Raw genomic sequence first — 23675 nt, forward strand, 5'->3', positions numbered from 1 at the left:
GGGGTCAGTCCTTCGCTCGTTCGACGTAGGTGCTGTCCTCGGTGTTCACGACGACGCGGGTGCCGGCCTCGACAAACGGCGGGATCATGATGCGCACGCCGTTTTCCAGGATGCCCGGCTTGTACGAGGCGGCGGCCGTCTGGCCCTTCACGACCGGGTCGGCCTCGACCACCTGCAGCGTCACGGTCTGCGGCAGCTTGACCGAGATGGGTGTCCCCTCGATGAAGCTGACCTGCACCTTCATGCCGTCCTGAAGGTAGGGAGCCTGCTCGCCCATGGCGTCTTCGGGCAACTGGAACTGGTCGAACGTCTCTTCGTCCATGAAGTGACAGCCGACCTCGTCCTTGAACAGGAACTGGCAGTCACGCTCGCGGACGTCCAGGCGCTCCACCGTGTCGGCGGTGCGCCAGCGCTCGTTGGTCTTGTTGCCGGTCTGGATGTCGCGCATCTCCACCTGGATGAAGGCGCCGCCCTTGCCCGGCTGGATGAGCTGGATCTTGAGGACCGACCACGTGCGGCCCTGGTGATCCAGGACCATCCCGGGGCGGATGGTATTGGCATTGATTTTCATGGCGTCATTCCCTTGAATGCGGGCGGACCCTAGCAGGTTGCCCCGGTGCAGGCAACCGCCGGGCCGAGTTCCCGCAACGCCTTGAAATAGACGGATTTCGCATGGAAAGCCGATCCCAGGGCCGCCCCTGGTGGCATCCCGACGTGCTGGCGGACCGGCGCCCCCTGCTGGCCGTGCGGGCGTGCGTGATGGCCGAAACCCGGGCCTTTTTCTCCGGGCGCGGCTATCTGGAGGTGGAGACCCCGGCCCTGCAGCACTCGCCCGGTCTGGAACCGCACCTGAAGGCGTTCGCCACCGCCTGGACGCCGCCCGACGGCCGGCCGTCGGTGCCGCTGTACCTGCATACCTCGCCCGAGTTCGCCATGAAGAAGCTGATGGCGGGCGGGCTGGAGCGCATCTTCCAGATGGCCCGGGTGTACCGGGACGGGGAGCGTTCGGCCACCCACCATCCGGAATTCACCATGCTGGAATGGTACCGGGCCGGGGCGACCTACACCGATCTGATGGACGAGACCGAAGCCTATGTGGCCGCCTGCCAGCAGGCGGCGGGCGGCGAGCCCCTGCGCTGGCGCGGCCATGCGTCGGATGCGGCGCGGCCCTGGACGCGTGTGTCGGTGGCCGAGGCGCTGGCCGAATACGCCGGGATGGACCTGATGGCGTGCCTGCCGGACGAGCCGTCCGCCGCGCCGGACCCGGCGCCCCTGGCGGCGCAGGCGCGCCGGCTGGGGCTGGCCGTGGGGGACGCGGACCGCTTCGACGACGTCTTCTTCCGCCTCTTCCTGCGCCATGTGGAGCCGCGCCTGGGCATCGGCGCGCCGTGCATTCTGTACGACTATCCCGTCTCCATGGCGGCCCTGTCGCGGCCCAAGGCGGACGATCCCCGCCTGGCCGAACGCTTCGAGGTCTACGTCTGCGGTCTGGAACTGGCCAATGCGTTCGGCGAACTGACCGACGCCGCCGAGCAGCGCGCCCGCTTCGAGGCCGACATGGACCTGAAAGCGGCCCTGTACGGCGAACGCTATCCCATCGACGAGGAGTTCCTGGCCGCGCTGGACCATGGCCTGCCCGAGTGCTCCGGCATCGCCCTGGGACTCGACCGGCTGGTCATGCTCTGCGCCGGCGCCCGCCGCATCGAGGACGTGCTGTGGGCGCCCGTGGAGGGCGGGTAGGAGCCCAGTGACATGAGCCCGGATGCCATACATGTCATCGCGCTGCCCGGTTACTGGCTTGCGGTGACCTTCGTGACGGGGGAGCGTCGCCTGTTCGATATGAAACCGTATTTGGGGTTTCCTGCATTCGAGGCGTTGCAGGATGAGGACCTGTTTCGCGCCGTCCGGATCGTCCATGGGGTCGTGACATGGACCGACGAGATCGATCTTTCTCCCGACACTCTGTATTTGAAGAGCGCTCCGTCCGAAGATACGCGACGGGACACGGCCTGATCCCGTTGGACGAAACGCACTGAGATTCGGCGAGGGCATCACCCGGCACGGCCATTTTGTGACCCGCTCTCAGGCCTTTAACCAGTTTCCGGTTAACGGTCATTTGTGCGTTGCGGCACAAGGGGTTAGCGAATCTTTTCTCTTGAATGCCGGCGCAAAGCGGTTACCTGTGGCGGGGAGGTGTCCGTCTGCGGCGCCTCGCGTGGCGGTCCGTCCGGTCGGGGCTGCCGGTCCACCGATCCTCACGGGGAGAACAGACGCATGGCGGCAACACGGCGCGGGCGCGGGGCGTCCAAGGAAGCGGCCTCCAAGGACAACGGCGGCCCCCCCCAGGCCCGGCGGTTCGAGCCGGAGGACCTGGAGCACCTGTACCGCTCCATGCTGGTCATCCGGCGGTTCGAGGAAAAGGCCGGCCAGTTGTACGGCATGGGCCTGATCGGCGGCTTCTGCCACCTGTACATCGGCCAGGAGGCCGTCGTCGTCGGCCTGCAGATGCTGGCGCAGCCCGGCGACTCCATCATCACCAGCTACCGCGACCATGGCCACATGCTGGCGACCGGCATGGACCCCAAGGGCGTGATGGCGGAGCTGACCGGGCGCGTGGGCGGCTACTCCAGGGGCAAGGGTGGCTCCATGCACATGTTCAGCCGCGAGAAGGGCTTCTTCGGCGGCCACGGCATCGTCGGCGGTCAGGTGCCGCTGGGCACCGGCCTGGGCTTCGCCCACAAGTACCGCGAGGACGGCGGCATCTGCTTCTGTTACCTCGGCGACGGCGCGGTGAACCAGGGTCAGGTCTACGAGAGTTTCAATATGGCGGCCCTGTGGGGGTTGCCCGTGGTCTACGTGATCGAGAACAACAAGTACGGCATGGGCACGTCGGTGGAGCGGGCCTCGGCCCCCGGCGACCTGTCCCAGCGCGGCGCGTCCTATGGCATCCCCGGCAAGGCCATCAACGGCATGAACGTGCTCGACGTCATCGAGCAGTGCAGCGAGGCCGTGGAGCATGTCCGCGCCGGCAAGGGTCCGTATCTGCTGGACCTGAAGACCTATCGCTACCGGGGCCATTCCATGTCCGACCCCGCCAAGTACCGCACCAAGGAGGAGGTCTCCAAGATGCGGTCCGAAAGCGACCCCATCGACCAGCTCAAGGTCCGTCTGCTGGACGAGGGCGGGTTCGACGAGGACCGCCTCAAGGCGATCGACAAGGAGGTCAAGGGCATCATCGGCGAGGCCGCCGAGTTCGCCCAGAACAGCCCGGAGCCCGATCCGTCGGAGCTTTGGACCGACGTGCTGGTGGATGCCTGAGGCCCCGGGGAGACGCATACGATGCCCACACAGATCCTGATGCCCGCCCTGTCGCCGACGATGGAGGAGGGAACCCTTGCCCGCTGGCTGAAGAAGGAAGGCGATCCCATCGAGGCCGGCGACGTGATCGCCGAGATCGAGACCGACAAGGCCACCATGGAGTTCGAGGCCGTGGACGAGGGCACGCTCGGCCGCATCCTGGTGTCCGACGGCACCGAGGGGGTGAAGGTCAACCAGCCCATCGGCCTGCTGCTGGAAGAGGGCGAGGACGACAGCGCGCTGGATGAGGCGGCCAAGGGGGCGGCCAAGGGGGCCTCCCAGGGCGCGTCCGCCGGGTCCAACGGATCGGGCGGCGAGGCCGAGACTCCGGCGGCCGAGGCAGCACAGTCCTCCGGCGCGGCCGCGTCCGCGCCCCCTCAGCCCCCCGCCCAGCCCATGGCGCCGTCATCGGGCGACCTGGGCTCGGCCCCGGACGCCGAGGAACCCACCTACGACTCCTTCAAGCGCCAGACCGTGCGCGAGGCCCTGCGCGACGCCATGGCCGAGGAGTTGCGGCGGGACCCCGAGGTGTTCGTGATGGGCGAGGAGGTCGCCCAGTACGAGGGCGCCTACAAGGTCACCCAGGGCCTGCTGGCCGAGTTCGGCGACAAGCGCGTCATCGATACGCCGATCACGGAAATGGGCTTCGCCGGTCTGGGCGTGGGCGCCGCCTTCGCGCGCCTGAAGCCGATCGTGGAGTTCATGACCTTCAACTTCTCCATGCAGGCCATCGACCAGATCATCAATTCGGCCGCCAAGACGCTGTACATGGCCGGCGGCAAGATGGGCTGCCCCATCGTGTTCAGGGGACCCAACGGGGCGGCGGCGCGGGTCGGGGCCCAGCACAGCCAGTGCTACGCCTCGTGGTATGCGCATGTGCCGGGCCTGAAGGTGCTCTCGCCCTGGTCCGCCGCCGACGCCAAGGGGCTGTTGAAGGCCGCCATCCGCGATCCCAACCCGGTGGTCTTCCTGGAGCACGAGATCCTGTACGGCCAGACCTTCGACGTGCCCGATGTCGAGGACTTCGTGCTGCCGATCGGCAAGGCGAAGGTGGAGCGGCAGGGCAAGGACGTCACTCTGGTCGCGTTCTCGCGCATGGTGAGCCACTGCATGGCCGCCGCCGAGACGCTGGCCGGCGAGGGCATCGAGGCCGAGGTCATCAACCTGCGCTCGCTCCGGCCGCTGGACACCGCGACCATCCTGGCGTCGGTGCGGAAAACCAACCGCGTGGTCACGGTCGAGGAGGGCTGGCCCTTCGCCGGCATCGGGGCCGAGATCGGGCAGCTCTGCATGGAACAGGCGTTCGACTGGCTGGATGCGCCGGTGACCCGGGTGACGGGGGCCGACGTGCCCATGCCCTATGCGGCGAACCTGGAGAAGCTGGCGCTGCCCCAGCCCGAACAGGTGGTCGAGGCGGCCCGCGCCGTCTGTTACCGAGCGCAGGCGTAAGGGGGGCCCCGGACCATGCCGACACAGATCCTGATGCCCGCCCTGTCGCCCACCATGGAGGAAGGCACACTCGCTCGATGGATGAAGAAAGAGGGCGATGTCATTGAAGCCGGTGACGTCATCTGCGAGATCGAGACCGACAAGGCGACCATGGACTTCGAGGCCGTGGATGAAGGCGTGTTGGGCCGGATCCTGGTGCCGGACGGGACGGATGGCGTGAAGGTCAACCAGCCCATCGGCCTGTTGCTGGAAGAGGGCGAGGACCAAAGCGCGCTGGACGATGCCGAGGCCAAGGCGAAGAATGACAGCGGCGGGGATGATGCACCCGCGCCGGAGTCCGGCGGCGGCGGCGAACCGGCCCCGGCGCCCGCTGCGTCGTCCGGACAGCCCGCCCCCGCGCCGTCCGGCCCGGTGCAGCCCGCGCCGCCTGCGCCGCGCACGTCAGACGGGGCGCGCGTGTTCGCAAGCCCGCTGGCCCGGCGCCTCGCGGCCGAGGCGGGCCTGGACCTGACCGGCGTGAAGGGCAGCGGTCCGCACGGTCGCATCGTCCGGGCCGATGTGGACAAGGCCAAGGCGGAGGGACCGAAGCCGCAGGCCGCGCCCAAGGCCGCCGAGACGGCCTCGGCCGAAGCCGCCGCGCCGGCTGCGCCCCAGACCCCGGCCGCGCCGGCAAAGGCCGTCAAGGCCCAGCTTCAGCCCTGGCAGCAGTATCACGAGGTCCCGAACTCCCAGATGCGCAAGGTCATCGGCCGCCGACTGGTCGAGGCCAAGCAGACCGTGCCGCATTTCTATCTCACCATCGACTGCGCGCTGGATCCGCTGCTGGACCTGCGGCGGCAGTTGAACGAGAAAGCGCCGAAGGAGGGCGCCGGGGCCTTCAAGCTCTCAGTCAACGACCTGATCGTGAAGGCCGCCGCCGTGGCCCTGCGCCGGGTGCCGGCCGCCAATGCGGTCTGGACCGATGAGGCGATCCTGATGCTGGAGACGGTGGACGTTTCGGTTGCCGTGGCCACGGATCGGGGCCTGATTACGCCCATCATCCGCGATGCCGACACCAAGGGGCTGGCCGCCATCGCCGCCGAGACGAAGGACCTGGCCCAGCGGGCGCGGGACGGCAAGCTGAAGCCGGAGGAGTTCCAGGGCGGCGGGTTCTCCGTCTCGAACCTGGGCATGTACGGCATCCGGGAGTTCTCGGCCATCATCAACCCGCCGCAAAGCTGCATTCTGGCGGTGGGACAGGGCGAACAGCGCCCCGTGGTCAAGGACGGCGCGTTGACCATCGCCACGATGATGAGTTGCACGCTGTCGGTGGATCACCGCTCCGTGGACGGCGCGGTGGGGGCCGAGTATCTGGCGGCGTTCAAGGCCATCGTGGAGGACCCGTTGACGTTGCTCCTGTAGGCGGCGCCTGGCCCCCGATCCGTCTTAACACGGCGGGGGCAAAGCCGTATGGTCGGGCCACGGACGCCCGCATCCGGGACAGGGCCGGGGCGGCCAACGGAGCAGGTCTTGACGGACACCACCCAAAGCCAGCTTGACCGCGCGATGCGCGCCTTTCGAGGCGTGTTCGTCGCGGTTTTCGCGATGAGTTTTTTCATCAACCTGCTGATGTTCGTGGCCCCGCTGCACATGCTGCAGGTCTACGACCGGGTGCTGGCGAGCCGATCCGAACCGACGCTGATCGCGCTCACCGGCCTCGCGGTCGGCCTGCTGGCCGTCATGGGCCTGCTGGAAGCCCTGCGCAGCCGCCTGCTCGTGCGGATCGGGGCGAAGCTGCATGCCGAGACCGGGGCCACGGTCTTCGCCGCCGTCTTCCGGCGCAGCGTGATCGCGCCCAACGGCGCCCACGCCCAGGCGCTGCGGGATCTGGATTCGGTGCGCGAGTTCATGAGCGGGCAGGGCCTGACCGCCTTCATCGACGCGCCGTGGGTGCCGCTGTTCCTGGCCGCCGTGTTCCTGCTGCATCCGGTGCTGGGTCTGGTGGCGACGGCCGGGGCGTTGGTCATCTTCACGTTGGCGATCATCAACGCCCTGTGGTCGCGCGAGCCCCTGAAGGGCGCCAACGTCGCCAGCATCCAGTCCAACGAATACGTCACCACCAGCGTGCGCAACGCCGAGTCCATGGCGGCCATGGGGATGCTGCCCGGCATCCAGCGGCGCTGGTCCGAGCGGCACCGGAAGGTGCTGGCCATGCAGTCCCAGGCCGCGGACCGCTCCGGGACGATCATGGCCATGTCCAAGAGCATCCGCCTGATGCTCCAGGTGCTGATGCTGGCGGCGGGGGCCTTCCTGGTGATCGAGCAGGTCACCAGCCCCGGCACCATGATCGCGGCCTCCATCCTGATGGGGCGCGCGCTGGCCCCCGTGGAACAGTCCGTGGGGCAGTGGCGCAACCTGACCAACGCCCGTGCCGCCTATGGCCGGCTCAAGGAACTGCTGGCGGCCAGCGCCCCGCCCGAGGCCCGCATGGACCTGCCGGACCCGGCGGGACACCTGTCCCTGGAACGGGTGATCGCAGGCCCCCCGCTGTCGCGCACCCCCGTGTTGCAGGGTGTGACCCTGGACCTGCCGCCCGGTCAGATCCTGGGCGTGATCGGACCCAGCGCGGCGGGCAAGTCCACCCTGGCCCGCGTGCTGGTGGGCGTCTGGCCGCCCTATCAGGGCGCGATGCGGCTGGACGGGGCGGAACTGTCCCAGTGGGACACGATCGCCCTGGGCCGCCACCTGGGCTATCTGCCGCAGGACGTGGAACTGTTCGAGGGCTCGGTGGCCGAGAACATCGCCCGCTTCGGCGAGGTGCTGCCGGAAGCCGTGGTCCGCGCCGCCCAGCACGCCGGCGTGCACGAGATGATCCTGGCCCTGCCGGACGGCTACGACACCCAGATCGGCGTCGGGGGCGCGGTGCTGTCCGGCGGTCAGCGCCAGCGGGTGGCGCTGGCGCGGGCGATGTACGGTGATCCGCGCGTGATCGTCCTGGACGAGCCCAACGCCAACCTTGACACCGAGGGCGAACAGGCGCTCATGGGAGCCTTGCAGGGCCTGAAGGGGCAGGGACGGACGGTGGTGGTCATCACCCACCGTCCCATGCTGCTGAACGCCGTGGATACCATCCTGGTGCTCAAGAAGGGCATGGTGGACTCCATCGGGCCCGCCAAGGAGATCCTGGCGCGGGTCATGCAGCCCCGCGCGGTTGCCGATGCGGGATCGGCGCGCTCGTTGCCCCGTGCGGGTGAGGCGGGCGGGACCGCCTCCGGCGGGCGCCAACAGGGATAGGGGAGCCGGTCCAGGCCATGGCATCGCAAGGCAGCATCGTCCCGCGTCAACAGGGCGCCGTGCCGGCGCCCTATGACCCGCAGGCGGCGTCGGGGTCACAGGACGAGCCCGGGCCGCCCACCCGGACCGGCCCGATCATCCTGCTCGGCCTGCTGGTGGTCGTGGTCATGTTCGGCGGCCTGGGCACCTGGGCGGCGACGGCCCCCCTCGACAGCGCCATCATCGCCCCCGGCACCGTGGTGGTCGAGAGCAAGCGCCAGACCATTCAGCACCTGGAGGGCGGCATCGTCGCCGAAATCCTGGTGGATGAGGGCGATGTGGTTTCGGCGGGCGATGTGCTCGTGCGCCTGGACGCCACCCAGGCCGCCGCCAACGCGGCCCTCAACCGCAAGGCGCTCAACGAGTTGCGCGCGCTGGAAGCACGCCTGCTGGCCGAGCAGGCCAACCGAGAGACCGTCGATTTCCCCGAGGACCTGATGGCCGAAGCGGCCACGGACCCCGAAGTGGCCGAGCTGATCGAGAACCAGCGCGAGCAGTTCCGCGAGCGTCGCCGCAGCCTGGACGGGCAGGTGGCGATCCTGCGTGAGCGCATCTCCCAGTTCCGCCAGGAGATCGAGGGCATGGAGGCCCAGCACGCCGCCCAGGTCCGGCAGCTTGAGATCTTCCAGGAGGAGCTGGTCGGCCTGCGCGAGCTGTTCGAAAAGGGCTTTTTTCCCCGCACCGAGGTTCTCGCCATCGAACGCGAGGTGGCCGCCCTGGAGGGCTCGGTCGGCGCCACGGTGGCCGACATCGCCCGGTCCGGCAAGGGCATCGGCGAGACCGAGTTGCAGATCATTCAGACCCGCCAGCAGTTCCGCGAGGAGGTCGTGGCCGAACTGCGCCAGACCCGCAACGAGATGGGGCAGGTGCGCGAGAAGCTGGTGGTGGCCCGCGACACCCTGGCGCGGGTGGAGATCCGGTCGCCGCTCGACGGGACGGTGCAGAACATCCAGGTCCATACCCAGGGCGGCGTGATCCGCGCGGGCGACACCCTCATGGAGGTCGTCCCCCTCAACGACCGTCTGCTGATCGAAGGGGAGGTCTCGCCCATGGATGTGGACGCCGTCCACGCCGGGCTGGAGGCCGAGGTGCGCCTCAGCGCCTTGTCCTCGCGGACCACGCCGATCATCATGGGCCGTGTCATCACCGTGTCGTCGGACCGGCTGGTGAACGAGCGCGACGACTCCTCCTATTTCCGTATTCACGTGGAGGTGCCCGACGAGGAACTGGCCAAGCTGGAGGGCAGCAACCGCATGTCCCCGGGCATGCCGGCGGAAATCGTCGTCAAGACGGGCGAGCGGACCATGCTGGAATACATGCTGAAGCCGCTGACGGACTTCTTTTCCAGGGCCTTCACGGAGCAGTGATAGCGGCGCCAAAGCCGCGCGCAGCAGGAAAAAAAGGGACGATAATGCTCAGGATCGGAATCGCGGGATGCGGCGGGCGCATGGGGCGCATGCTGGTGCGGCACACCCTGGACACGCCGGGCGTGGTGCTGGCGGCCGGGTCGGAGCGGAGCGGCGGCGATCTGGTCGGGGCCGATGTGGCCTCGGTCGTGGGCGCCGAACCCGTGGGGGCGGCCATCACCGACGACCCGGCGGCGCTGGTGGCCGGGTGCGATGCCGTCATTGACTTCACCACGCCGGCGGCGACCGTGGCCCACGCGGACCTGGCGGCGGCGCGGGGGACGATCCTGGTGGTCGGGACCACCGGCTTGGGGGCGTCCGACCTGACCCGCCTGTCCGAGGCCGCGTCCGGCGCCCGCATCGTTCGCGCGCCGAACATGAGCGTCGGAGTCAATCTGCTGATGGCGCTGACCCGCAAGGTGGCGGCCACCCTCGGCGAGGACTACGACATCGAGATCCTGGAGCACCACCACCGGCACAAGGTGGATGCCCCCTCCGGCACGGCCCTGGGGCTGGGCGAGGCCGCCGCCGCCGGGCGCGGCGTGGACCTGGATGCCGCGGCGGACCGGGTGCGCGACGGCCACACCGGCGCGCGCGAGGACGGCCGCATCGGCTTCGCGGTGCTGCGCGGCGGCGACGTGGTGGGCGATCACACCGTCATGTTCGCCGGGCCGGGCGAACGCATCGAACTGACGCACAAGGCCAGCGACCGCGCGATCTATGCCCGGGGCGCGCTGCGGGCGGCCCTCTGGGCGGCCGAGCGCCCCAACGGCCTTTATGGCATGGCGGACGTGCTGGGGCTCGGGTGACGCTGGGGCGCGCCTTGACAGCACCGGAAACGCGGTTGAAGGGGCTGTTTAAAGTCTGTAATTCTAGTCCCTGAACCGGAACGGAAATAGCGGGGGGCGATGGCCGCGAACCACCCCGGACCAACCCGGACCGAAGGGCCGCGCGGGGGCCGGCGTCGGCGGTGCGGTACGGATGGCGGCTCCGCGTCGGAGGAGCGCCCGACCCAGGAGGAGAACACCATGGGGACGCATGGCGCGGACCGCGACGCGGCAGGACGTCTGCCCGCGGGGGCCAATGCGGACGGGCCGGACTCGTTTGAGGCGGAGGCCGTGACGGGCCGCGAAGAGGCCATCGCGACCCTGGCCGAGAACAAGCTTCTTCAGACCATCCCGCCCGAGGTGCTGCAGCGCGTCGAGGACATGTGCCGCTGGCGCCAGCTCGCTACCCACGAAGTGGTGTTCGATCAGGACGACTCAAGCCAGGACGTCTATTTCATCGTGCGCGGCAAGCTGCGCATTCTGGTCTTTCGCGGCCCGGCCGAACAGGATGGCGAGGGGCTCGCCAATGGCGCGGGTGCGCCCGATCGGCCGGGCGGCACCGGCAGTGACGAGTCTGACGCCCAGGAGCAGCGCGATGCCGACGCGGAGTCGCATTCCGTCCAGACCGGGAACGCCGCCTTCGAGGAGTTGATGGAGGAAGGCGCGCCCATGACCCTGACGGAACTGGTCGCGGGCGACACCTTCGGGGAGTTGTCGGCCATCGACGGCCGCATGCGCTCGGCCCGCGCGGTCGCGCTGGAACCGAGCCTCGTGGCCATCCTCGACGGACCCAGCTTCGTGGATCTGGTGCGAGGGCAGGGGGACCTGGCGCTGGCCTTGCTGCGGCGCGTGGCGGGATATCTGCGCACCTCCAACCGGCGCATGTACAACCTGTCCACCTTGACCGCCAAGCAGCGGGTCTACGCCCAGTTGTCGCGACTGGCCGAGGTTCACCCGCACCGCCGCACCGAATGGATCATCGACCCGTTGCCGCCGCACACGGACATCGCGTTCTGGGCCGGCACCAAGCGCGAAACCGTCGCGGCGGCGATCGGCTGGCTGGCGCGCGAAGGCATCGTCGCCCGGCAGAACCGCGTCCTGCTGATCCGCGAGCCGGACCGGCTGCGCGATCTGGCCAAGAGGTGAGGGGCATGACGGTGGGACTGGACCGCATCCGTCGAACGCGCGGCCGTCGGGGCCTAAGCCTGGGGCTGGTGGCGCTCTGCGCCGCGCTGGTGCTCCAGGGCTGTGCGTCCAGCCAGGACGGGCGCGGCGGTGCGACGGGCGCCGGGCCGGGCGGCCAGGACGAGGCCCTCTATCAGGCCCTCGCCCAGATGGCCCAGACCAGCGAGGCGAACAACAAGTACGACCTGGCCGTCGATCAGTACCGCCGTCTGGTCGAGGCGAGCCCCGAGGAACCGGCATATATTCTGGGGCTGGCGCGGAACCTGCGCTACCTCGGCCGGCCGCAGGAGGCCGTTCGGACCCTGCGCCGCGCCATCGTGGAAGACCGGCTCGACGAGACGCTGGACGCGCGGCTGGAACTGGCGCGGGCTCTCATGGCCGTCGGGGCCAGCGTCGATGCGTCCAACCAGGTCGCCGACCTCATGAACAGCGCGCCGGGCGACCCCCGGGTGCTCGCCCTGGTGGGCATCCTGGCGGATCGCGAGGGGCGCCATGCCGAGGCCCAGGCGGCCTATCGGGCCGCCATGGCCGCCGATCCCTCCGATCTGCGCAGCGCCAACAATCTGGCCCTGTCTTTGGCTCTGACCGGGGATCTGACACAGGCGATCCAGGTCCAGACCGAGGTGGCCAGCGATTCCCGCGCGACCCTGCCCATGCGGCAAAACCTGGCCCTGCTCTACGCCGTGGCCGGGCGCATGGACATGGCGGAGCGGGTGACCCGCGCCATCCTGCCGCAGGCCCAGGCCGATCGCGTGGTGGCCGACCTCGCGCGGCTGCAGGGCCGGGGGTCAATTCCGGCGCCGTCCCTCCAGCCCTGATCCCGCCGGTGGTCGCTCAGGTGGCGGGGAGAGGGTCGCGCCCGTCTCCCCCGTCTCCAAAGACTCGAACCACGCCCATTGCACCTCGCCGCCGGCGGCATCCACCATCGGCGCGCCGCGCCCCGCGTCCAGGTCCGCCCGCCACACGGACCGCGTATCCAGGCTGAAGCGCGCGCGCTCCGTGTCGGTCGCCCGGCTCGCATGCAGGTGGGCCCCCGCGAACATGAGCAGGTCGCCCGGGTCGATCAGCACCGGCACGGCGTCCTCGTCCGGAACCGGCCGCGTGACGCTGGGCAGCAGGGGATAGCCGTCCGGATGGCCGGCACGGGTCCGCGCGCGCAGCGTCTCCAGGCTCCATGTGCCGGAGTCGTTCTCCACCGGCACCGCGAACAGGTGCGGCCACAGCACCATCGTGCGATCCGCTGACACCGGGCGGATCGGAGCCCACCAGTTGACCTGCATGGCGATACCGGACCCCCAAGTGTCCCGGTGCACGGGGACGATGCTACCGCGCCGGCCGCGCCACGCCGGGCGGACGGCGGCGCTGCGGCCGTTCAGGCGATCGACGAACAGGCTGTCCGCCCTGTAGCCCAGGGTCTCCATGGTTTCGCGCCAGGTCGCGCGGACCAACGGGTCGGTTGCCAGGGCGGTTCGCCACGCGCCGATGCCGGATCGGAACGCCGCGGGGTCCAGCCGCTGTTCAGCGGTTTCCGGGTCCGGGTCGTTGAGGGCCGCGCACAGCCGTGTGTTCAGGTGCTCGGTCAGGCGCGCCATGGCGGGAAGGCGGCGAAACACCAGCAGGTCCCCGGCGAACACCCGACGCGAACGCCGCGCCGGATCCTCGTCCGGCGCGGCGTCCTCGAACACCGGAGGTGGAGCCGCACGGATCACGTCAAGCCCACGATCTCGCCTCCGGCGTTCAAGCCGATATGCAGCGCCGACGGCTCGCGCGGCAGGCCCGGCATGGTCATGATGTCCCCGCAGATGGCGACCACGAAGCCCGCGCCGGCGGCCAGCCGCACTTCGCGCACGGGCAGGACATGGCCTTCCGGCGCGCCCTTGGCGTTGGGATCAGCCGAGAAGCTGTATTGCGTCTTGGCGATGCACACCGGCAGGTGGCCATATCCCTGCTCGGTGATCTCGGCGATGCCGCGCTGGGCGAGCCAGTCCAGCGAGATGTCGGCGGCGCCGTACAACTCTCGCGCCACGGTCTGGATCTTGTCCGACAGGGGGGCCTGCTCCTCGTACAGGAAGCGCAGGGTGGGCGCCGGGCCGTCCAGCCGCTCGGCCACCAGTTCGGCGAGAGCCTCGCTGCCCCGGCTGCCCTCGGCCCAGTGCGAGGCGAGCGCCACGGGTGCCCCCACCGCGTCGCACAGGGCGCGCACGGCATCCAGTTCCGCCGCGCTGTCGCCGGTGAAGCGGTTGATGGCCACGACGGGTGAGAGCCCGAATGCCTGCAGGTTGGTCAGGTGGCGGCGCAGATTGGCCCCGCCGCGCCGGACGGCCTCCGGATCGGGGGTGCCCAGGGCGCCCTTGGCCACGCCGCCGTGCATCTTCAGCGCCCGCACCGTGGCCACCACCACCACCGCATGGGGCCGCAGGCCGCTTTGCCGGCACTTGATGTGCAGGAACTTCTCGGCGCCCAGATCGGCCCCGAACCCGGCCTCGGTCACCACCACGTCGTTCAGGCGCAATGCCGTGTCCGTGGCCATGACCGAGTTGCAGCCGTGGGCGATGTTGGCGAACGGACCCCCGTGGATGATGGCGGGGGTGTGCTCCAGCGTCTGCACCAGATTGGGGGCGAGCGCGTCCTTCAGCAGCACGGCCATGGCGCCTTCGGCGCCGATGTCGCCGGCGAACACGGGCGTTTTGTCGCGCCGCTGGCCGATGACGATGGAGGCCAGCCGCCGTTCCAGGTCGGCCATGTCCGACGCGAGGCAGAGGATGGCCATGACCTCGGACGCCACCGTGATGTCGAACCCGGCCTCGCGCGGCACCCCATGCGCCGGGCCGCCCAGCCCGACGGTGATGTTGCGCAAGGCCCGGTCGTTCATGTCCATGACCCGGCGCCAGGAGACGCGGCGCACGTCCAGGTCCTGTTCGTTGCCCCAGTGAAGATGGTTGTCGATCAGCGCGGACAGCAGGTTGTGGGCCGTGCCGATGGCATGGAAATCGCCGGTGAAGTGGAGGTTGATGTCCTCCATGGGGATCACCTGGGCGCGCCCGCCGCCGGCCGCACCGCCCTTCATGCCGAAGCAGGGGCCGAGCGAGGGCTCCCGCAGGCAGATCGATGCCTTGCGCCCGATGCGCGACAGGCCGTCGCCCAGACCGACGGTGGTGGTGGTCTTGCCCTCGCCGGCCGGCGTCGGCGTGATGGCGGTGACCAGCACCAGCTTGCCCCGGGGCCGTGTGCGCAGGCTCTCCACATAGTCGAGCGCGATCTTGGCCTTGGTGTGGCCGTAGGGGATGAGGGACTGCGACGGGATATCCAGCGTCTCGGCGGCCAGATCCAGGATCGCCCTTGGGCGGGCCGCGCGGGCGATCTCGATGTCGGGCGCGCCCGGCGGTGGCAGACCGTCGCTCGGGTCGGAGTCGGGGGCGCTCCCGGCCCGCGTGTCGAAGGGGGCGTGGTGGCGTGCGCTGATCTGATGGGACATTCCGACGTCTCCCATGGCCCACAGTCGGGCCGATAAGCCGGCGGCCGTCCAACCTCGACGGTCCGCCCGTGGCCGCGTGGGGTCCTGGCCAGGCTGATCAGGTCTCCGCCCGCTCGTTCGGCCTGTTCAGATGCGCGACCGCCCACGCGGCGGTCCGGGCGAAGCCGCCGAAGGGGAACAGGTGCACCCCGCTCACCATTCCGGCCGCGCCCCGGTCGCGTGCCCTCTCAAGGTCGCCCACGATGCTGTCCGGTGTCCAGGCGCGCAGCAGGCCGGCCACGACATCGGGGCGTCGGGTCAGCACGCGAAGGCTGTTCCCAACACCGCACTGTCGCGCATAGGTGATGAGGGTCGCCGGTTTGGCGGGACCCGGCAGCCCGACCCGGATGGGCAGGGTCACGCCGGCGTCCGTCAGGGCAAGGGCCCAGGACAGGATGGGGGTGGCGCTGAAGGCGAACTGGGAGACGATCCAAGCCTCCAGACCGTGCGCGGCGGCGAACGCCTGCTTGCGGCGCAGGGCCTCCAGCAGGATGGCGGGTCCCGCGTTGGGATGTCCTTCCGGGTGGCCGGCGACACCGAACCCGCGCAGCCCCGCCGTCTCCACCAGCCCGCTGTCCAGGACGGCGAGGGTATCCCGGTACGGACCGGCGGGCCGGTCGTTGGAGCCGGCGATCAGCATGATGTCGCGGGCGCCGCCCTCCGACACGGCCCGGTCGAGCCAGTCGGCCAGATCGGCGCGGCTTTTCAGGCCGCGCGCCGCCAGATGGGGGACCGGCCGCAGGCCGTCCCGGGCCAGACGCCGGCTGACGGCCATGGCCTCGGCCCGATCGGTGCCGGGCAGACTGGTGACATAGACGGCGGCGCCCGACGGCAGGAGATCGGCGAAGGACGGGATCTTCGCGGCCACGCCGGGCGTGATTTCCAGCGAGACCCCGGCGGAGCCAAGGGGGCGCGCAACCTTTGCGTCCTCGCGTCCCGCCTGCTGCGTGCTGTCGTAGGGCATCGTCCCGTCGCCTTCCGCATGGGGTGTCGTGACCGGGGTACGCCGTGAGCCTGGGACGACCGGGCAGGGAGGGGGCTCCAGCCCGGTCGTCGGAGCGCCCTCAGAACGCGCTGTCGCGGCCCTGCGAGCGGGCCAGTTCCCGGGCGCTGGGATTGGCCGAGGACCGGAACGGCATCGGCACGATCTGGGCGTTGACCGGCTCGCCCGCATGCTCGGCGTATGCGTCGGGCAGCCATACGGCCAGGCGGGTGCCCTCGTGCCGCATCCCGTAGGGGACGTAGCCCATGGCGATGTTGGTGCCCAGCTCCGGCGAGTACCACGGCGAGGTGACATAGCCGATGGGATCGCCGGCGTCCTCGCCCGAGATCAGCCAGAAGTCCGGCGCATAGTCGGTGATCGGCTTGCCGCCCAGGGCCATGCCGACGAGCTGCATCCGGTACGGCTCGCCGCCGGACTCCATCACGGCACGCACCTGCTCAAGGCGGGCCTTGCCGATATAGTCGGCGGTCTTCTTGCGCGGCACCTGATACCCCAGGTTGCACTGGAAGGGCAGGGTCTCCTGATCCAGGTCCTGGCCCCAGGACAGAATGCCGGCCGCGATGCGGCGGTGGTGCGCCGGGGCGATGACCATCAGGTTGTGGGCCTTGCCGGCCGCCAGCACCGCGTTCCACATGTCGTCGGCGTACAGGGTGGCGTCGCGCAGATAGATCTCGTAGCCGGCCTCGCCCGAGAACCCGGTCTGCGAGATGATGACGTCGCGCCCGCCCACGCGGGCGGCCAGAAGGCCATAGTAGGGCACGTCCCGGATCGCCGGGCCGACCAGATCCTCCATCAGCGCCTGGGACTTGGGCCCCTGGATCTGCACCGGGGCCACGTCGATCTCCTTGATCGAGACGTTCATCTTCAGGCCCAGGTTGACGCCACGAAGCCACAGCTCCAGGTCGCTGTCGGACAGCGAGAACCAGAACTCGTCCTCGGCGATGCGCAGAAGCACCGGGTCGTTGAGGATCCCGCCGTCTTCGTTGCAGAGGATGACGTACTTGCCGGCCATCGGCTTGATGCGGGTCACGTCGCGGGTCACGACATAATTGACGAAGGCTTCGGCGTCGGGGCCCTTCACCTGGATCTGCCGCTCAACCGCCACGTTCCACATGGTGACGTGGTTCACCAGCGCGTCGTATTCGACCATGGCGCCGCCGTCCTCCGGGCGGACGTAGCCGCGCGGGTGGTACATGCGGTTGTAGACCGTCGCGCGCCAGCACCCGGCCTTGTGGGCCAGATGCCAGTAGGGGGATTTCCGCACCCGGGTGGAGATCAGCATCTGCACCGGGGTCGGGCCGCTCTGGCGCAGGTTGATCGGCACCGTGCGGTCCGACTGATCGACGGTCGGGCACTGGCCATTGACGACATCCGTCATGGCGGCGAGGGCGGCTCCGGGAGAGAGAGGCGTGTCCATGGGTCCGTGCTCCACTGCTGGGATGGGCTTGACCCCTTGACAGTGGACCGCCTCTTCCGATGCCATTTGCTCAAATCCGACACGCTTTGTCTCACTTCCGTCATTAATGGTCTGACGCGGTGCGCCCCTCCGATCTGGCGCCCGAACCCTCTGAATAAAAAGGCGGAATGGCCCCCCTGTCGGACCGGCGTGCGCAGCGCTCGGCAATGGCCGAATGAAATGGTCGGGAAAAAGGGGGTGTCCGGGCGCGCGAGTCGCGTCGCATTCGGCCGGCCGCACAGTCCGGTCCGGACGCGGGGGCTCCCGATTGTTGACATGGCGGTCATGCAAAGAACGCGGATTGACGGCCTCAGGCCCCGCGTTCGGATGTCGCGGACCGACCGCCATGAATCGGGGGCCGGCTGTTTCTGTTGCACGCGCGGAAGCATCGGTGTCTAGTCGGGGTCTGTCCGGCGGTGGGTCGGTTCTCCGCCGGTGGGATGGCCCCCGCGTCCTGTTTTCCGCCCCAGACGATGTGGTTCATGGCCCGATCCGTTGTCCCGTCCATCGCCCATGGCCGTTTCCGGCGGATCCGGTGCGCCGTGTCCGGGGGCGTCACGTCCGCCCTGGCCCTGGGCCTGGTCCTCGTTCTGCTGGTGGCGATCGGCGGCGGTGACGCGCTGGCAAACGAAAAGACGCGCGATCTCGACACCGGGTGGGAGTATCGGTGGGGCGACTCCGCGTTCAACGGCAAGGGGACGCCCGTCTGGGCCTTCGAGGATGCGGCCGGGTCATGGCACGACATCAGGTTTCCGTCCAACCCGCCGGGACGGGAGGGACGCAGCAACGTCTGGTACCGGATCACGCTGCCGGACGGCGAATGGCGCGATCCGGTGCTGTATGTCTTCAGCATCGATCTGATTGCCGAGTTCTATCTTGAGGGCCGCCTGATCTACCGCCATGGGCAGTTCGATGGCGAGGGGCAAGGCACGTTCGAGGGGTGGCCCTGGCACATGATAGATCTGCCGCCCGATTTCGGCGGCAAGCGGCTTTCTGTCCGCGTGTGGTCCGATTCCTACGACATCGGGCTATGGGGCGAGGTCAAGGTCATGGAGCGCCTGGACCTGCTCCGGCATGTGGCGGACGGGGCCATGGTGCCGGTCGTGGTCAGCGCGCTGTCGCTGGTGCTGGCGATCGTGGCCGGGGCGCTGGCCCTGGTGCAACCTCTGATGGCCCGCATCCATGGTTTGATTGGCATCTTCACCCTGCTGGCCGGGGTCATGGTTCTGGCCCAAAGTCAGGCCAGCCAGTTCCTGATCCACGACGCGATGGTGTCGAGCCAAATTGGCGCCGCCGCCTACTTCCTGCTGCCCGTTCCCATGGCCCTGCTGCTTCACGGGATGTGCTGGGGCCGCGCCGTCCAGGTGGTGGACTGGGTGTGGCGGGGGCATCTGGCCTATGCGGTCGGGGCCATCGGGGCGTCGGTGGCCGGTCTGGCGGCCCTGTCGGACCTGTATCCCGTGTTCGACGGGCTGTTGACCGTCTCGCTGATCATCCTGGTTCTGGCCGGTGCCCGCTGGATCGCGGAGGCCGACCGGGTGGAGCAGGTCACCTTCGCCGGCTTCGTGGTGTTCGGCGGGTTCCTGATGATCGACATGGGCGTGGCGCACGGGGTCCTGCCCTGGACGCGCATGCCGCTGGCGCTGGGTCTGCTGGCGTTCTCCGCCATGCTGATCGGCCTGTCCCTCGTCACGTTCGCGCGCACTCACCGGGCGCTGCGGCACCTGACCGTGACCCTGGACCAGAAGGTGCGGGACCGGACGCGGGACCTTGAGCATTCGAACGCCGAATTGCAGCAGTTCGCGTCGGTGATCTCCCACGACCTGCAGGCGCCGCTGCGTCTGATCTCCGGCAACCTCTCGCTGCTCTCGCGGCGATACGGAGCGACGCTGACCGAGGAGGGCCGGGCCGAGATTGCGGAGGCGAAGGCGGCCGCCCGCCGCATGGCGGGCATGATCCAGGGCGTGCTGGACTACGCGCGGATCGAGAGCCAGGGCGCCGCCTTTGATCGGGTCGAAACCGGCGCTGTGCTCCAGGATGCGCTGGCGGATCTGTCGGCGGACCGGGAGCGTGTCGGGACCACCATCAAGGCCGACCCCCTGCCGCCCCTGCGCGGTGATCGCACCCAGATCCGGCGGCTGTTTCAGAACCTTGTCGGCAACGCGCTCAAGTACCGGCGCGAGGGCGCGCCGCCGCATGTGCGGATCTCCGCGCGGCCCTCGGACAGGGACGGCTGGGTGGTTCTGTCGGTGGCCGACAACGGACGCGGCATTTCGCCTGAGGACTGGCCCGATGCCCTCTCAAGCTGTTGCGGCGGCTGCCGTCGCCCGGCGATGGCGCGCTGCCAGGGGAGGAGGGCACGGGCCTGGGACTGCCGATCTGCAAGCGGATCGCCGAGCGCCACGGGGGCGCCCTGTGGATGGAACCCACCCCCGGCGGCGGCCTGACCGTGCTGGTCCGCCTGCCCGTGGCCGCTCAGGAGCCGGATGGCGCGCCGGCGTCGGCGGCCGGTTGAGTCTCCAGGATCTGGCGCAGCATCCGGTAGCCGGTTTCCAGGTCCGTGGCCTCTTCCTTGGCCTGCGCCAGGAACGCCTCGATCATGGGATAGTAGTGGATGGCCGCATCCACATCCGCGTTCGAGCCCGGGCGATAGGCCCCCAGGCGGATCAGTTCCGCCATGTCCTCGTAGGTCGTGATGACCTGCCGCGCCGTGTTCACCAGCGCGTTCTGATCGTCCGTGTTGCACATGGGCATGGTCCGCGAAACCGAGCGCAGCACGTTCACGGCCGGATAGCGATTGCGCTCCGCGATGGCGCGGTCCAGGACGATGTGTCCGTCCAGGATGCCGCGCACGGCGTCGGAGATGGGCTCGTTGTGGTCGTCGCCCTCCACCAGCACCGTGAACAGGCCGGTGATGGAGCCGGTGCCGGGCACACCGGGGCCGGCCCGCTCCAGCAGGCGCGGCAGTTCCGCGAACACGGTGGGGGTGTAGCCCTTGCTGGCGGGGGGCTCGCCGGCGGACAGGCTGATCTCGCGCTGGGCCATGGCGAAGCGGGTGACGGAATCCATAAGGCACAGCACGTTGCGGCCCTGGTCGCGGAATGACTCCGCCACGGTCAGGGTGGCGTAGGCGGCCTGACGGCGCATCAGCGGGCTTTCGTCGGACGTGGCCAGCACCACCACGCTGCGCGCGAGGCCTTCCTCGCCAAGGTCGTCCTCGATGAACTCGCGGGCCTCGCGGCCGCGCTCGCCGACGAGGCCGAGCACCACCACTTCGGCGCGGGAATGGCGGATCAGCATGGACAGGATGGTGGACTTGCCCACGCCCGAGCCCGCGAAGATGCCCATGCGCTGGCCCTGGCAGCAGGTCAGGAAGGTGTTGAGCGCGCGCACCCCCAGGTCGAGCTTGCCGCCGACCCGCTGGCGCTTGTGGGCCGGGGGCGGCTGGGTCCGCACGGGATAGGCGGTCTCGCCCAGCGGGATCGGCCCCTTGCCGTCCACCTCCTCGCCGAACGCATTGATAACCCGGCCCAGCCAGTCCGCCGACGGCCGCAGCATGGGCGCGCTTTCCGTGAGTTCGGCCCGGCACCCCATGCCGATGCCATCCAGACCGCCGAACGGCAGCAGAAGCGCGTGGCCGGCGCGGAAGCCGACCACCTCGCAGGTCACGGTGCCGCCGTCGCGCGTCAGCACGCGGCAGCGGTCGCCCACCGACAGATTGCCCTGCACGCCGCCGATCTCGATCACCAGACCGCGCACGCTGGCCACGCGGCCGAACAGACGCTCGGTCGGCAGGCGGTCGATCTCGCCCATCAGGGTCTGGATCAGGGTGGACACGGCACGGCCCTTTCTGCACGGCAACGGGTCTGGGGATGGCGCCGTCCGAGCACGCCTCCCAAGGTCCCTCGTCTCGCTTCGCTCGCACGGGATGACAACCTGATTCATTGGATGTCATCCTGAAGCCGCGCCGCGGCTGAAGGATCTCGGGCGCAGGTCTCCGACCCGCTGCAAAGAGCCGACAGGAGCGGTCCGTTCACCTACCTGAGCCCGTTGCCCTGGCCGTCCGACGCAGCGCGTTGACGCGCGCGGCGCCCCCGTGATACTGATTAACAAAGGTTAAGGCGTTATGAATCCGGGGCCTGGTTTCACGTTCGGGGTGGTTGATCGACCGTCTTGGTCCTACATGGGAACGACGGTGCTTCCGACCACGACGGCCTGAGCTAGGCAGGGGGGAAGAGGGTCCGTCATCCACTGCAAAAGGACCGCGCCCGATGCGGGTTCTGATTATCGAGGACGACCCGGCCACGGCCGAAGGTCTGGCCCTGATCCTTCGCCAGGAAGGATGGGTTGCCGACAAGACCGACCTCGGCGAGGACGGTCTTGAGATCGGCAAGCTGTATGAATACGACATCATCCTTCTGGACCTGATGCTGCCCGACATGGACGGCCTGGACGTGATCCGGGGCCTGCGGGCGGCGCGTGTCGAGACCCCGGTGCTGATCCTGTCCGGCATTTCGGAATCGTCGCGCAAGGTCAAGGGCCTGGGGATTGGCGCCGACGACTACCTGACCAAGCCCTTCGACCGGAGCGAGCTTCTGGCCCGCATCCAGGCGATCGTGCGCCGCTCGCGCGGGCATGCCCAGCCCGTCGTGACCGTGGGCCGGCTGTCCATCAACCTGGAGGCCCGCGCGGCCGAGGTGGACGGCCAGCCGCTGCACCTGACCGGCAAGGAATACGGCATCCTTGAGTTGCTGGCCATGCGTCGGGGCAACACGCTGACCAAGGAACAGTTCCTCAACCACCTCTACGGCGGCATGGACGAGCCGGAACTGAAGATCATCGACGTCTTCATCTGCAAGCTGCGCAAGAAGATCGCCAAGGTCACCGGCGGGGACACCTACGTCGAGACCGTGTGGGGGCGCGGCTATCGCCTGTGCGAACCGTCCGATGGGGCCGCGGCGCAGTCCGCCTGATCGCTGTCCCGGCGATGTCCAACCCCATCCCTTCGAGATGTCGACGGATCCGTCGCGCGGGCGCAGGGACTTAGCGGCTGGACCGTCCTGGGTTCGCCGGAGGATCCGGGGTTTCGGCTGCCCAATCAGAACAGATGGCGCATGGCGACCCGCGCATCCGTGTGTGGGGTCGGCCCGGCCGGCTCGGGCGTCGCCTGGGGCGGTGTTTGAGGCGCGGCCTCCGCCACCCGGATGTCCGGCCGGGTGCGGTCCGGATAGATGAACCCGAGCGCGGGATAGATCCGCCCGTAGGCCCCCACCGACGGATGCTTGAAGCGCACCTGGCTCCAGTCGTTGGACGGCGAGACGTCGATGGCCGGCATGTGGGTGTAGACCCGCCCGCGGGTCGAGGACGTCCAGCCCCAGTTGGCGTGGCTGACGCGGATTTCGCGCGGCCCCTGGATGCCGGTGACGACGGCCACATGCCCGTCGGTCAGGCGGTGGTCCGGCTTCAGGGTCAGCACGGCATAGGGGGCGGGGCGGGTGCCGCGCTCGTACCGGCCGGCGGCCTGGGACCACCAGGTGTCCGCATCGCCCCGGATCTGCACACCCGAAATCTCGCGGGCATAGGGCACGCACCAGATGAAGCCCTCGGTGCCGCTGTAGGCGGCGACGGGATACAGGCCCTCGCCGACGTCGGCCGGCCCGGTGCCGCACCCCGCCAGTCCCAACAGAACGGCCCCGGCCACGGCATGCCGCAGGGCGGGGCAGGGGAGGGCGGTCCGCGCCGGGACCCGGAATACCGCTGTCTTGAGCCAGAGAAGCATGATGCGGACTCTTGCTGGAACGAAACTCAAATATAATGATATAATGCATTGATGTCAAACGATTTTATGGATTCCCAGGGCTCCGAATCCAGATGACAGGGGTGTCACGTTTCGTACCTCATCACGAGATCCTTCGCGCCCTTCGCGCCCTTCGGGCGCTCAGGATGACAAACTCTATTAATAGTGTGTCATCAACTCAGTTTGTGGCGGGTTCGGGCTGAGGCCGGAGGACCGCGTTTGCGATGGTGACGAGCTTTCTGGCAACGGCGAGGAGTGCGCCTTTTGGTGTCTTTTTGTTTCCGATAAGCCGTTCGTAGAAGGCCTTGAGGTCGGGGTTGTATCGCACGGCGGAGAGCGCGGCCATGAAGAGCTTGGATCGCAAGGCGC

20 protein-coding genes and 1 pseudogene are annotated in these 23675 nt (G+C 69.3%); 13 read left to right on the forward strand and 8 right to left on the reverse strand.

Annotated elements, in window-relative coordinates:
- Positions 1-4: 4 nt before the first annotated feature.
- Positions 5-571: an elongation factor P gene (gene efp, locus GHC57_RS12265; protein WP_153344631.1), complete on the reverse strand. Its 567-nt coding sequence runs from the start codon at positions 569-571 to the stop codon at positions 5-7.
- Positions 572-672: 101 nt separating this feature from the next.
- On the opposite strand from efp, the gene epmA reads away from it, so the two are divergent.
- From epmA to GHC57_RS12315, 10 genes are all read left to right on the forward strand, one after another.
- Positions 673-1740: an EF-P lysine aminoacylase EpmA gene (gene epmA, locus GHC57_RS12270; RefSeq protein WP_153344633.1), complete on the forward strand. Its 1068-nt coding sequence runs from the start codon at positions 673-675 to the stop codon at positions 1738-1740.
- Positions 1741-1752: 12 nt separating this feature from the next.
- Positions 1753-2013 carry a DUF2442 domain-containing protein gene (locus GHC57_RS12275; RefSeq protein ID WP_153344635.1) on the forward strand — a complete coding sequence of 87 codons (261 nt, stop codon included), beginning with the start codon at positions 1753-1755 and terminating at the stop codon, positions 2011-2013.
- Positions 2014-2274: 261 nt separating this feature from the next.
- Positions 2275-3318 (forward strand): pyruvate dehydrogenase (acetyl-transferring) E1 component subunit alpha, encoded by a 1044-nt coding sequence (gene pdhA, locus GHC57_RS12280; RefSeq protein ID WP_153344637.1) that lies wholly within the window; start codon positions 2275-2277, stop codon positions 3316-3318.
- A 21-nt stretch (positions 3319-3339) separates the two neighbouring features.
- A complete protein-coding gene (locus tag GHC57_RS12285; RefSeq protein ID WP_153344640.1) occupies positions 3340-4806 on the forward strand; it encodes a pyruvate dehydrogenase complex E1 component subunit beta in 1467 nt (488 codons plus the stop codon).
- A 15-nt stretch (positions 4807-4821) separates the two neighbouring features.
- Complete coding sequence (locus tag GHC57_RS12290) at positions 4822-6207, forward strand: pyruvate dehydrogenase complex dihydrolipoamide acetyltransferase (protein ID WP_153344642.1); 1386 nt, start codon at positions 4822-4824, stop codon at positions 6205-6207.
- A gap of 108 nt (positions 6208-6315) precedes the next feature.
- Positions 6316-8079 carry a type I secretion system permease/ATPase gene (locus GHC57_RS12295; RefSeq protein WP_246152292.1) on the forward strand — a complete coding sequence of 588 codons (1764 nt, stop codon included), beginning with the start codon at positions 6316-6318 and terminating at the stop codon, positions 8077-8079.
- A gap of 17 nt (positions 8080-8096) precedes the next feature.
- Complete coding sequence (locus GHC57_RS12300) at positions 8097-9485, forward strand: HlyD family type I secretion periplasmic adaptor subunit (RefSeq protein ID WP_153344646.1); 1389 nt, start codon at positions 8097-8099, stop codon at positions 9483-9485.
- Positions 9486-9529: 44 nt separating this feature from the next.
- Positions 9530-10333 carry a 4-hydroxy-tetrahydrodipicolinate reductase gene (gene dapB / locus GHC57_RS12305; protein WP_153344648.1) on the forward strand — a complete coding sequence of 268 codons (804 nt, stop codon included), beginning with the start codon at positions 9530-9532 and terminating at the stop codon, positions 10331-10333.
- Positions 10334-10552: 219 nt separating this feature from the next.
- Complete coding sequence (locus GHC57_RS12310; protein WP_170294858.1) at positions 10553-11497, forward strand: Crp/Fnr family transcriptional regulator; 945 nt, start codon at positions 10553-10555, stop codon at positions 11495-11497.
- Positions 11498-11502: 5 nt separating this feature from the next.
- Positions 11503-12354, forward strand: a complete 852-nt coding sequence (locus tag GHC57_RS12315) for a tetratricopeptide repeat protein (RefSeq protein WP_153344652.1) — start codon at positions 11503-11505, stop codon at positions 12352-12354.
- On the opposite strand, the gene GHC57_RS12320 is transcribed toward GHC57_RS12315, so the two are convergent.
- The 4 genes from GHC57_RS12320 to GHC57_RS12335 all read right to left on the reverse strand — a co-directional run bounded on the left by GHC57_RS12320 (position 12325) and on the right by GHC57_RS12335 (position 17470).
- Positions 12325-13245 carry a phytanoyl-CoA dioxygenase family protein gene (locus GHC57_RS12320; protein WP_153344654.1) on the reverse strand — a complete coding sequence of 307 codons (921 nt, stop codon included), beginning with the start codon at positions 13243-13245 and terminating at the stop codon, positions 12325-12327. The two genes, GHC57_RS12315 and GHC57_RS12320, sit on opposite strands and share 30 nt — an antisense overlap.
- Positions 13242-15011 (reverse strand): formate--tetrahydrofolate ligase, encoded by a 1770-nt coding sequence (locus GHC57_RS12325; RefSeq protein WP_153344656.1) that lies wholly within the window; start codon positions 15009-15011, stop codon positions 13242-13244. Before GHC57_RS12325 ends, GHC57_RS12320 begins: the two co-directional genes overlap by 4 nt.
- Before the next feature lie 97 nt (positions 15012-15108).
- Entirely contained in the window at positions 15109-16014 is a 906-nt protein-coding gene (locus tag GHC57_RS12330; RefSeq protein ID WP_153344658.1) for a methylenetetrahydrofolate reductase, read from the reverse strand.
- A 100-nt stretch (positions 16015-16114) separates the two neighbouring features.
- Positions 16115-17470, reverse strand: coding sequence for a glycine cleavage T C-terminal barrel domain-containing protein (locus GHC57_RS12335; RefSeq protein WP_153344660.1), 1356 nt, complete (start codon positions 17468-17470; stop codon positions 16115-16117).
- Between the two features lie 521 nt (positions 17471-17991).
- On the opposite strand from GHC57_RS12335, the gene GHC57_RS12340 reads away from it, so the two are divergent.
- Positions 17992-19956 (forward strand): sensor histidine kinase, encoded by a 1965-nt coding sequence (locus GHC57_RS12340; protein ID WP_153344662.1) that lies wholly within the window; start codon positions 17992-17994, stop codon positions 19954-19956.
- Positions 19899-20024: a hypothetical protein gene (locus GHC57_RS20560; protein ID WP_425500674.1), complete on the forward strand. Its 126-nt coding sequence runs from the start codon at positions 19899-19901 to the stop codon at positions 20022-20024. The genes GHC57_RS12340 and GHC57_RS20560 overlap by 58 nt, the downstream gene beginning before the upstream one ends.
- On the opposite strand, the gene fliI is transcribed toward GHC57_RS20560, so the two are convergent.
- Entirely contained in the window at positions 19985-21346 is a 1362-nt protein-coding gene (gene fliI, locus GHC57_RS12350; protein WP_170294859.1) for a flagellar protein export ATPase FliI, read from the reverse strand. The two genes, GHC57_RS20560 and fliI, sit on opposite strands and share 40 nt — an antisense overlap.
- 434 nt (positions 21347-21780) lie before the next feature.
- Here fliI and ctrA point away from each other — a divergent pair, with 434 nt between their 5' ends.
- Complete coding sequence (ctrA, locus tag GHC57_RS12355) at positions 21781-22482, forward strand: response regulator transcription factor CtrA (RefSeq protein WP_153344666.1); 702 nt, start codon at positions 21781-21783, stop codon at positions 22480-22482.
- A gap of 125 nt (positions 22483-22607) precedes the next feature.
- Here the strand turns inward: ctrA and GHC57_RS12360 are convergent, their stop codons facing one another.
- Together GHC57_RS12360 and GHC57_RS19570 are read right to left on the reverse strand one after the other, a co-directional pair.
- Positions 22608-23288: a CHAP domain-containing protein gene (locus GHC57_RS12360; RefSeq protein WP_153344668.1), complete on the reverse strand. Its 681-nt coding sequence runs from the start codon at positions 23286-23288 to the stop codon at positions 22608-22610.
- Positions 23289-23484: 196 nt separating this feature from the next.
- Positions 23485-23675, reverse strand: a pseudogene (locus tag GHC57_RS19570) (IS110-like element ISEc32 family transposase); the annotation flags it as partial.

Source organism: Roseospira navarrensis (assembly GCF_009601025.1).
In the GTDB taxonomy this organism is placed as follows: domain Bacteria; phylum Pseudomonadota; class Alphaproteobacteria; order Rhodospirillales; family Rhodospirillaceae; genus Rhodospira; species Rhodospira navarrensis.

What these genes read in the sequence shown, in the direction of transcription:
- GHC57_RS12300 (WP_153344646.1), top strand. Translation starts at nt 8,097, where the DNA reads ATGGCATCGCAAGGCAGCATCGTCCCGCGTCAACAGGGCGCCGTGCCG.
- GHC57_RS12290 (WP_153344642.1), top strand. Translation starts at nt 4,822, where the DNA reads ATGCCGACACAGATCCTGATGCCCGCCCTGTCGCCCACCATGGAGGAA.
- GHC57_RS12330 (WP_153344658.1), bottom strand. Translation starts at nt 16,014, where the DNA reads ATGCCCTACGACAGCACGCAGCAGGCGGGACGCGAGGACGCAAAGGTT.
- pdhA (WP_153344637.1), top strand. Translation starts at nt 2,275, where the DNA reads ATGGCGGCAACACGGCGCGGGCGCGGGGCGTCCAAGGAAGCGGCCTCC.
- ctrA (WP_153344666.1), top strand. Translation starts at nt 21,781, where the DNA reads ATGCGGGTTCTGATTATCGAGGACGACCCGGCCACGGCCGAAGGTCTG.
- dapB (WP_153344648.1), top strand. Translation starts at nt 9,530, where the DNA reads ATGCTCAGGATCGGAATCGCGGGATGCGGCGGGCGCATGGGGCGCATG.
- GHC57_RS12315 (WP_153344652.1), top strand. Translation starts at nt 11,503, where the DNA reads ATGACGGTGGGACTGGACCGCATCCGTCGAACGCGCGGCCGTCGGGGC.
- GHC57_RS12340 (WP_153344662.1), top strand. Translation starts at nt 17,992, where the DNA reads ATGGCCCGATCCGTTGTCCCGTCCATCGCCCATGGCCGTTTCCGGCGG.
- efp (WP_153344631.1), bottom strand. Translation starts at nt 571, where the DNA reads ATGAAAATCAATGCCAATACCATCCGCCCCGGGATGGTCCTGGATCAC.
- GHC57_RS12310 (WP_170294858.1), top strand. Translation starts at nt 10,553, where the DNA reads ATGGGGACGCATGGCGCGGACCGCGACGCGGCAGGACGTCTGCCCGCG.
- GHC57_RS12335 (WP_153344660.1), bottom strand. Translation starts at nt 17,470, where the DNA reads ATGGACACGCCTCTCTCTCCCGGAGCCGCCCTCGCCGCCATGACGGAT.
- GHC57_RS12360 (WP_153344668.1), bottom strand. Translation starts at nt 23,288, where the DNA reads ATGCTTCTCTGGCTCAAGACAGCGGTATTCCGGGTCCCGGCGCGGACC.
- GHC57_RS12275 (WP_153344635.1), top strand. Translation starts at nt 1,753, where the DNA reads ATGAGCCCGGATGCCATACATGTCATCGCGCTGCCCGGTTACTGGCTT.
- epmA (WP_153344633.1), top strand. Translation starts at nt 673, where the DNA reads ATGGAAAGCCGATCCCAGGGCCGCCCCTGGTGGCATCCCGACGTGCTG.
- GHC57_RS12325 (WP_153344656.1), bottom strand. Translation starts at nt 15,011, where the DNA reads ATGTCCCATCAGATCAGCGCACGCCACCACGCCCCCTTCGACACGCGG.
- GHC57_RS12285 (WP_153344640.1), top strand. Translation starts at nt 3,340, where the DNA reads ATGCCCACACAGATCCTGATGCCCGCCCTGTCGCCGACGATGGAGGAG.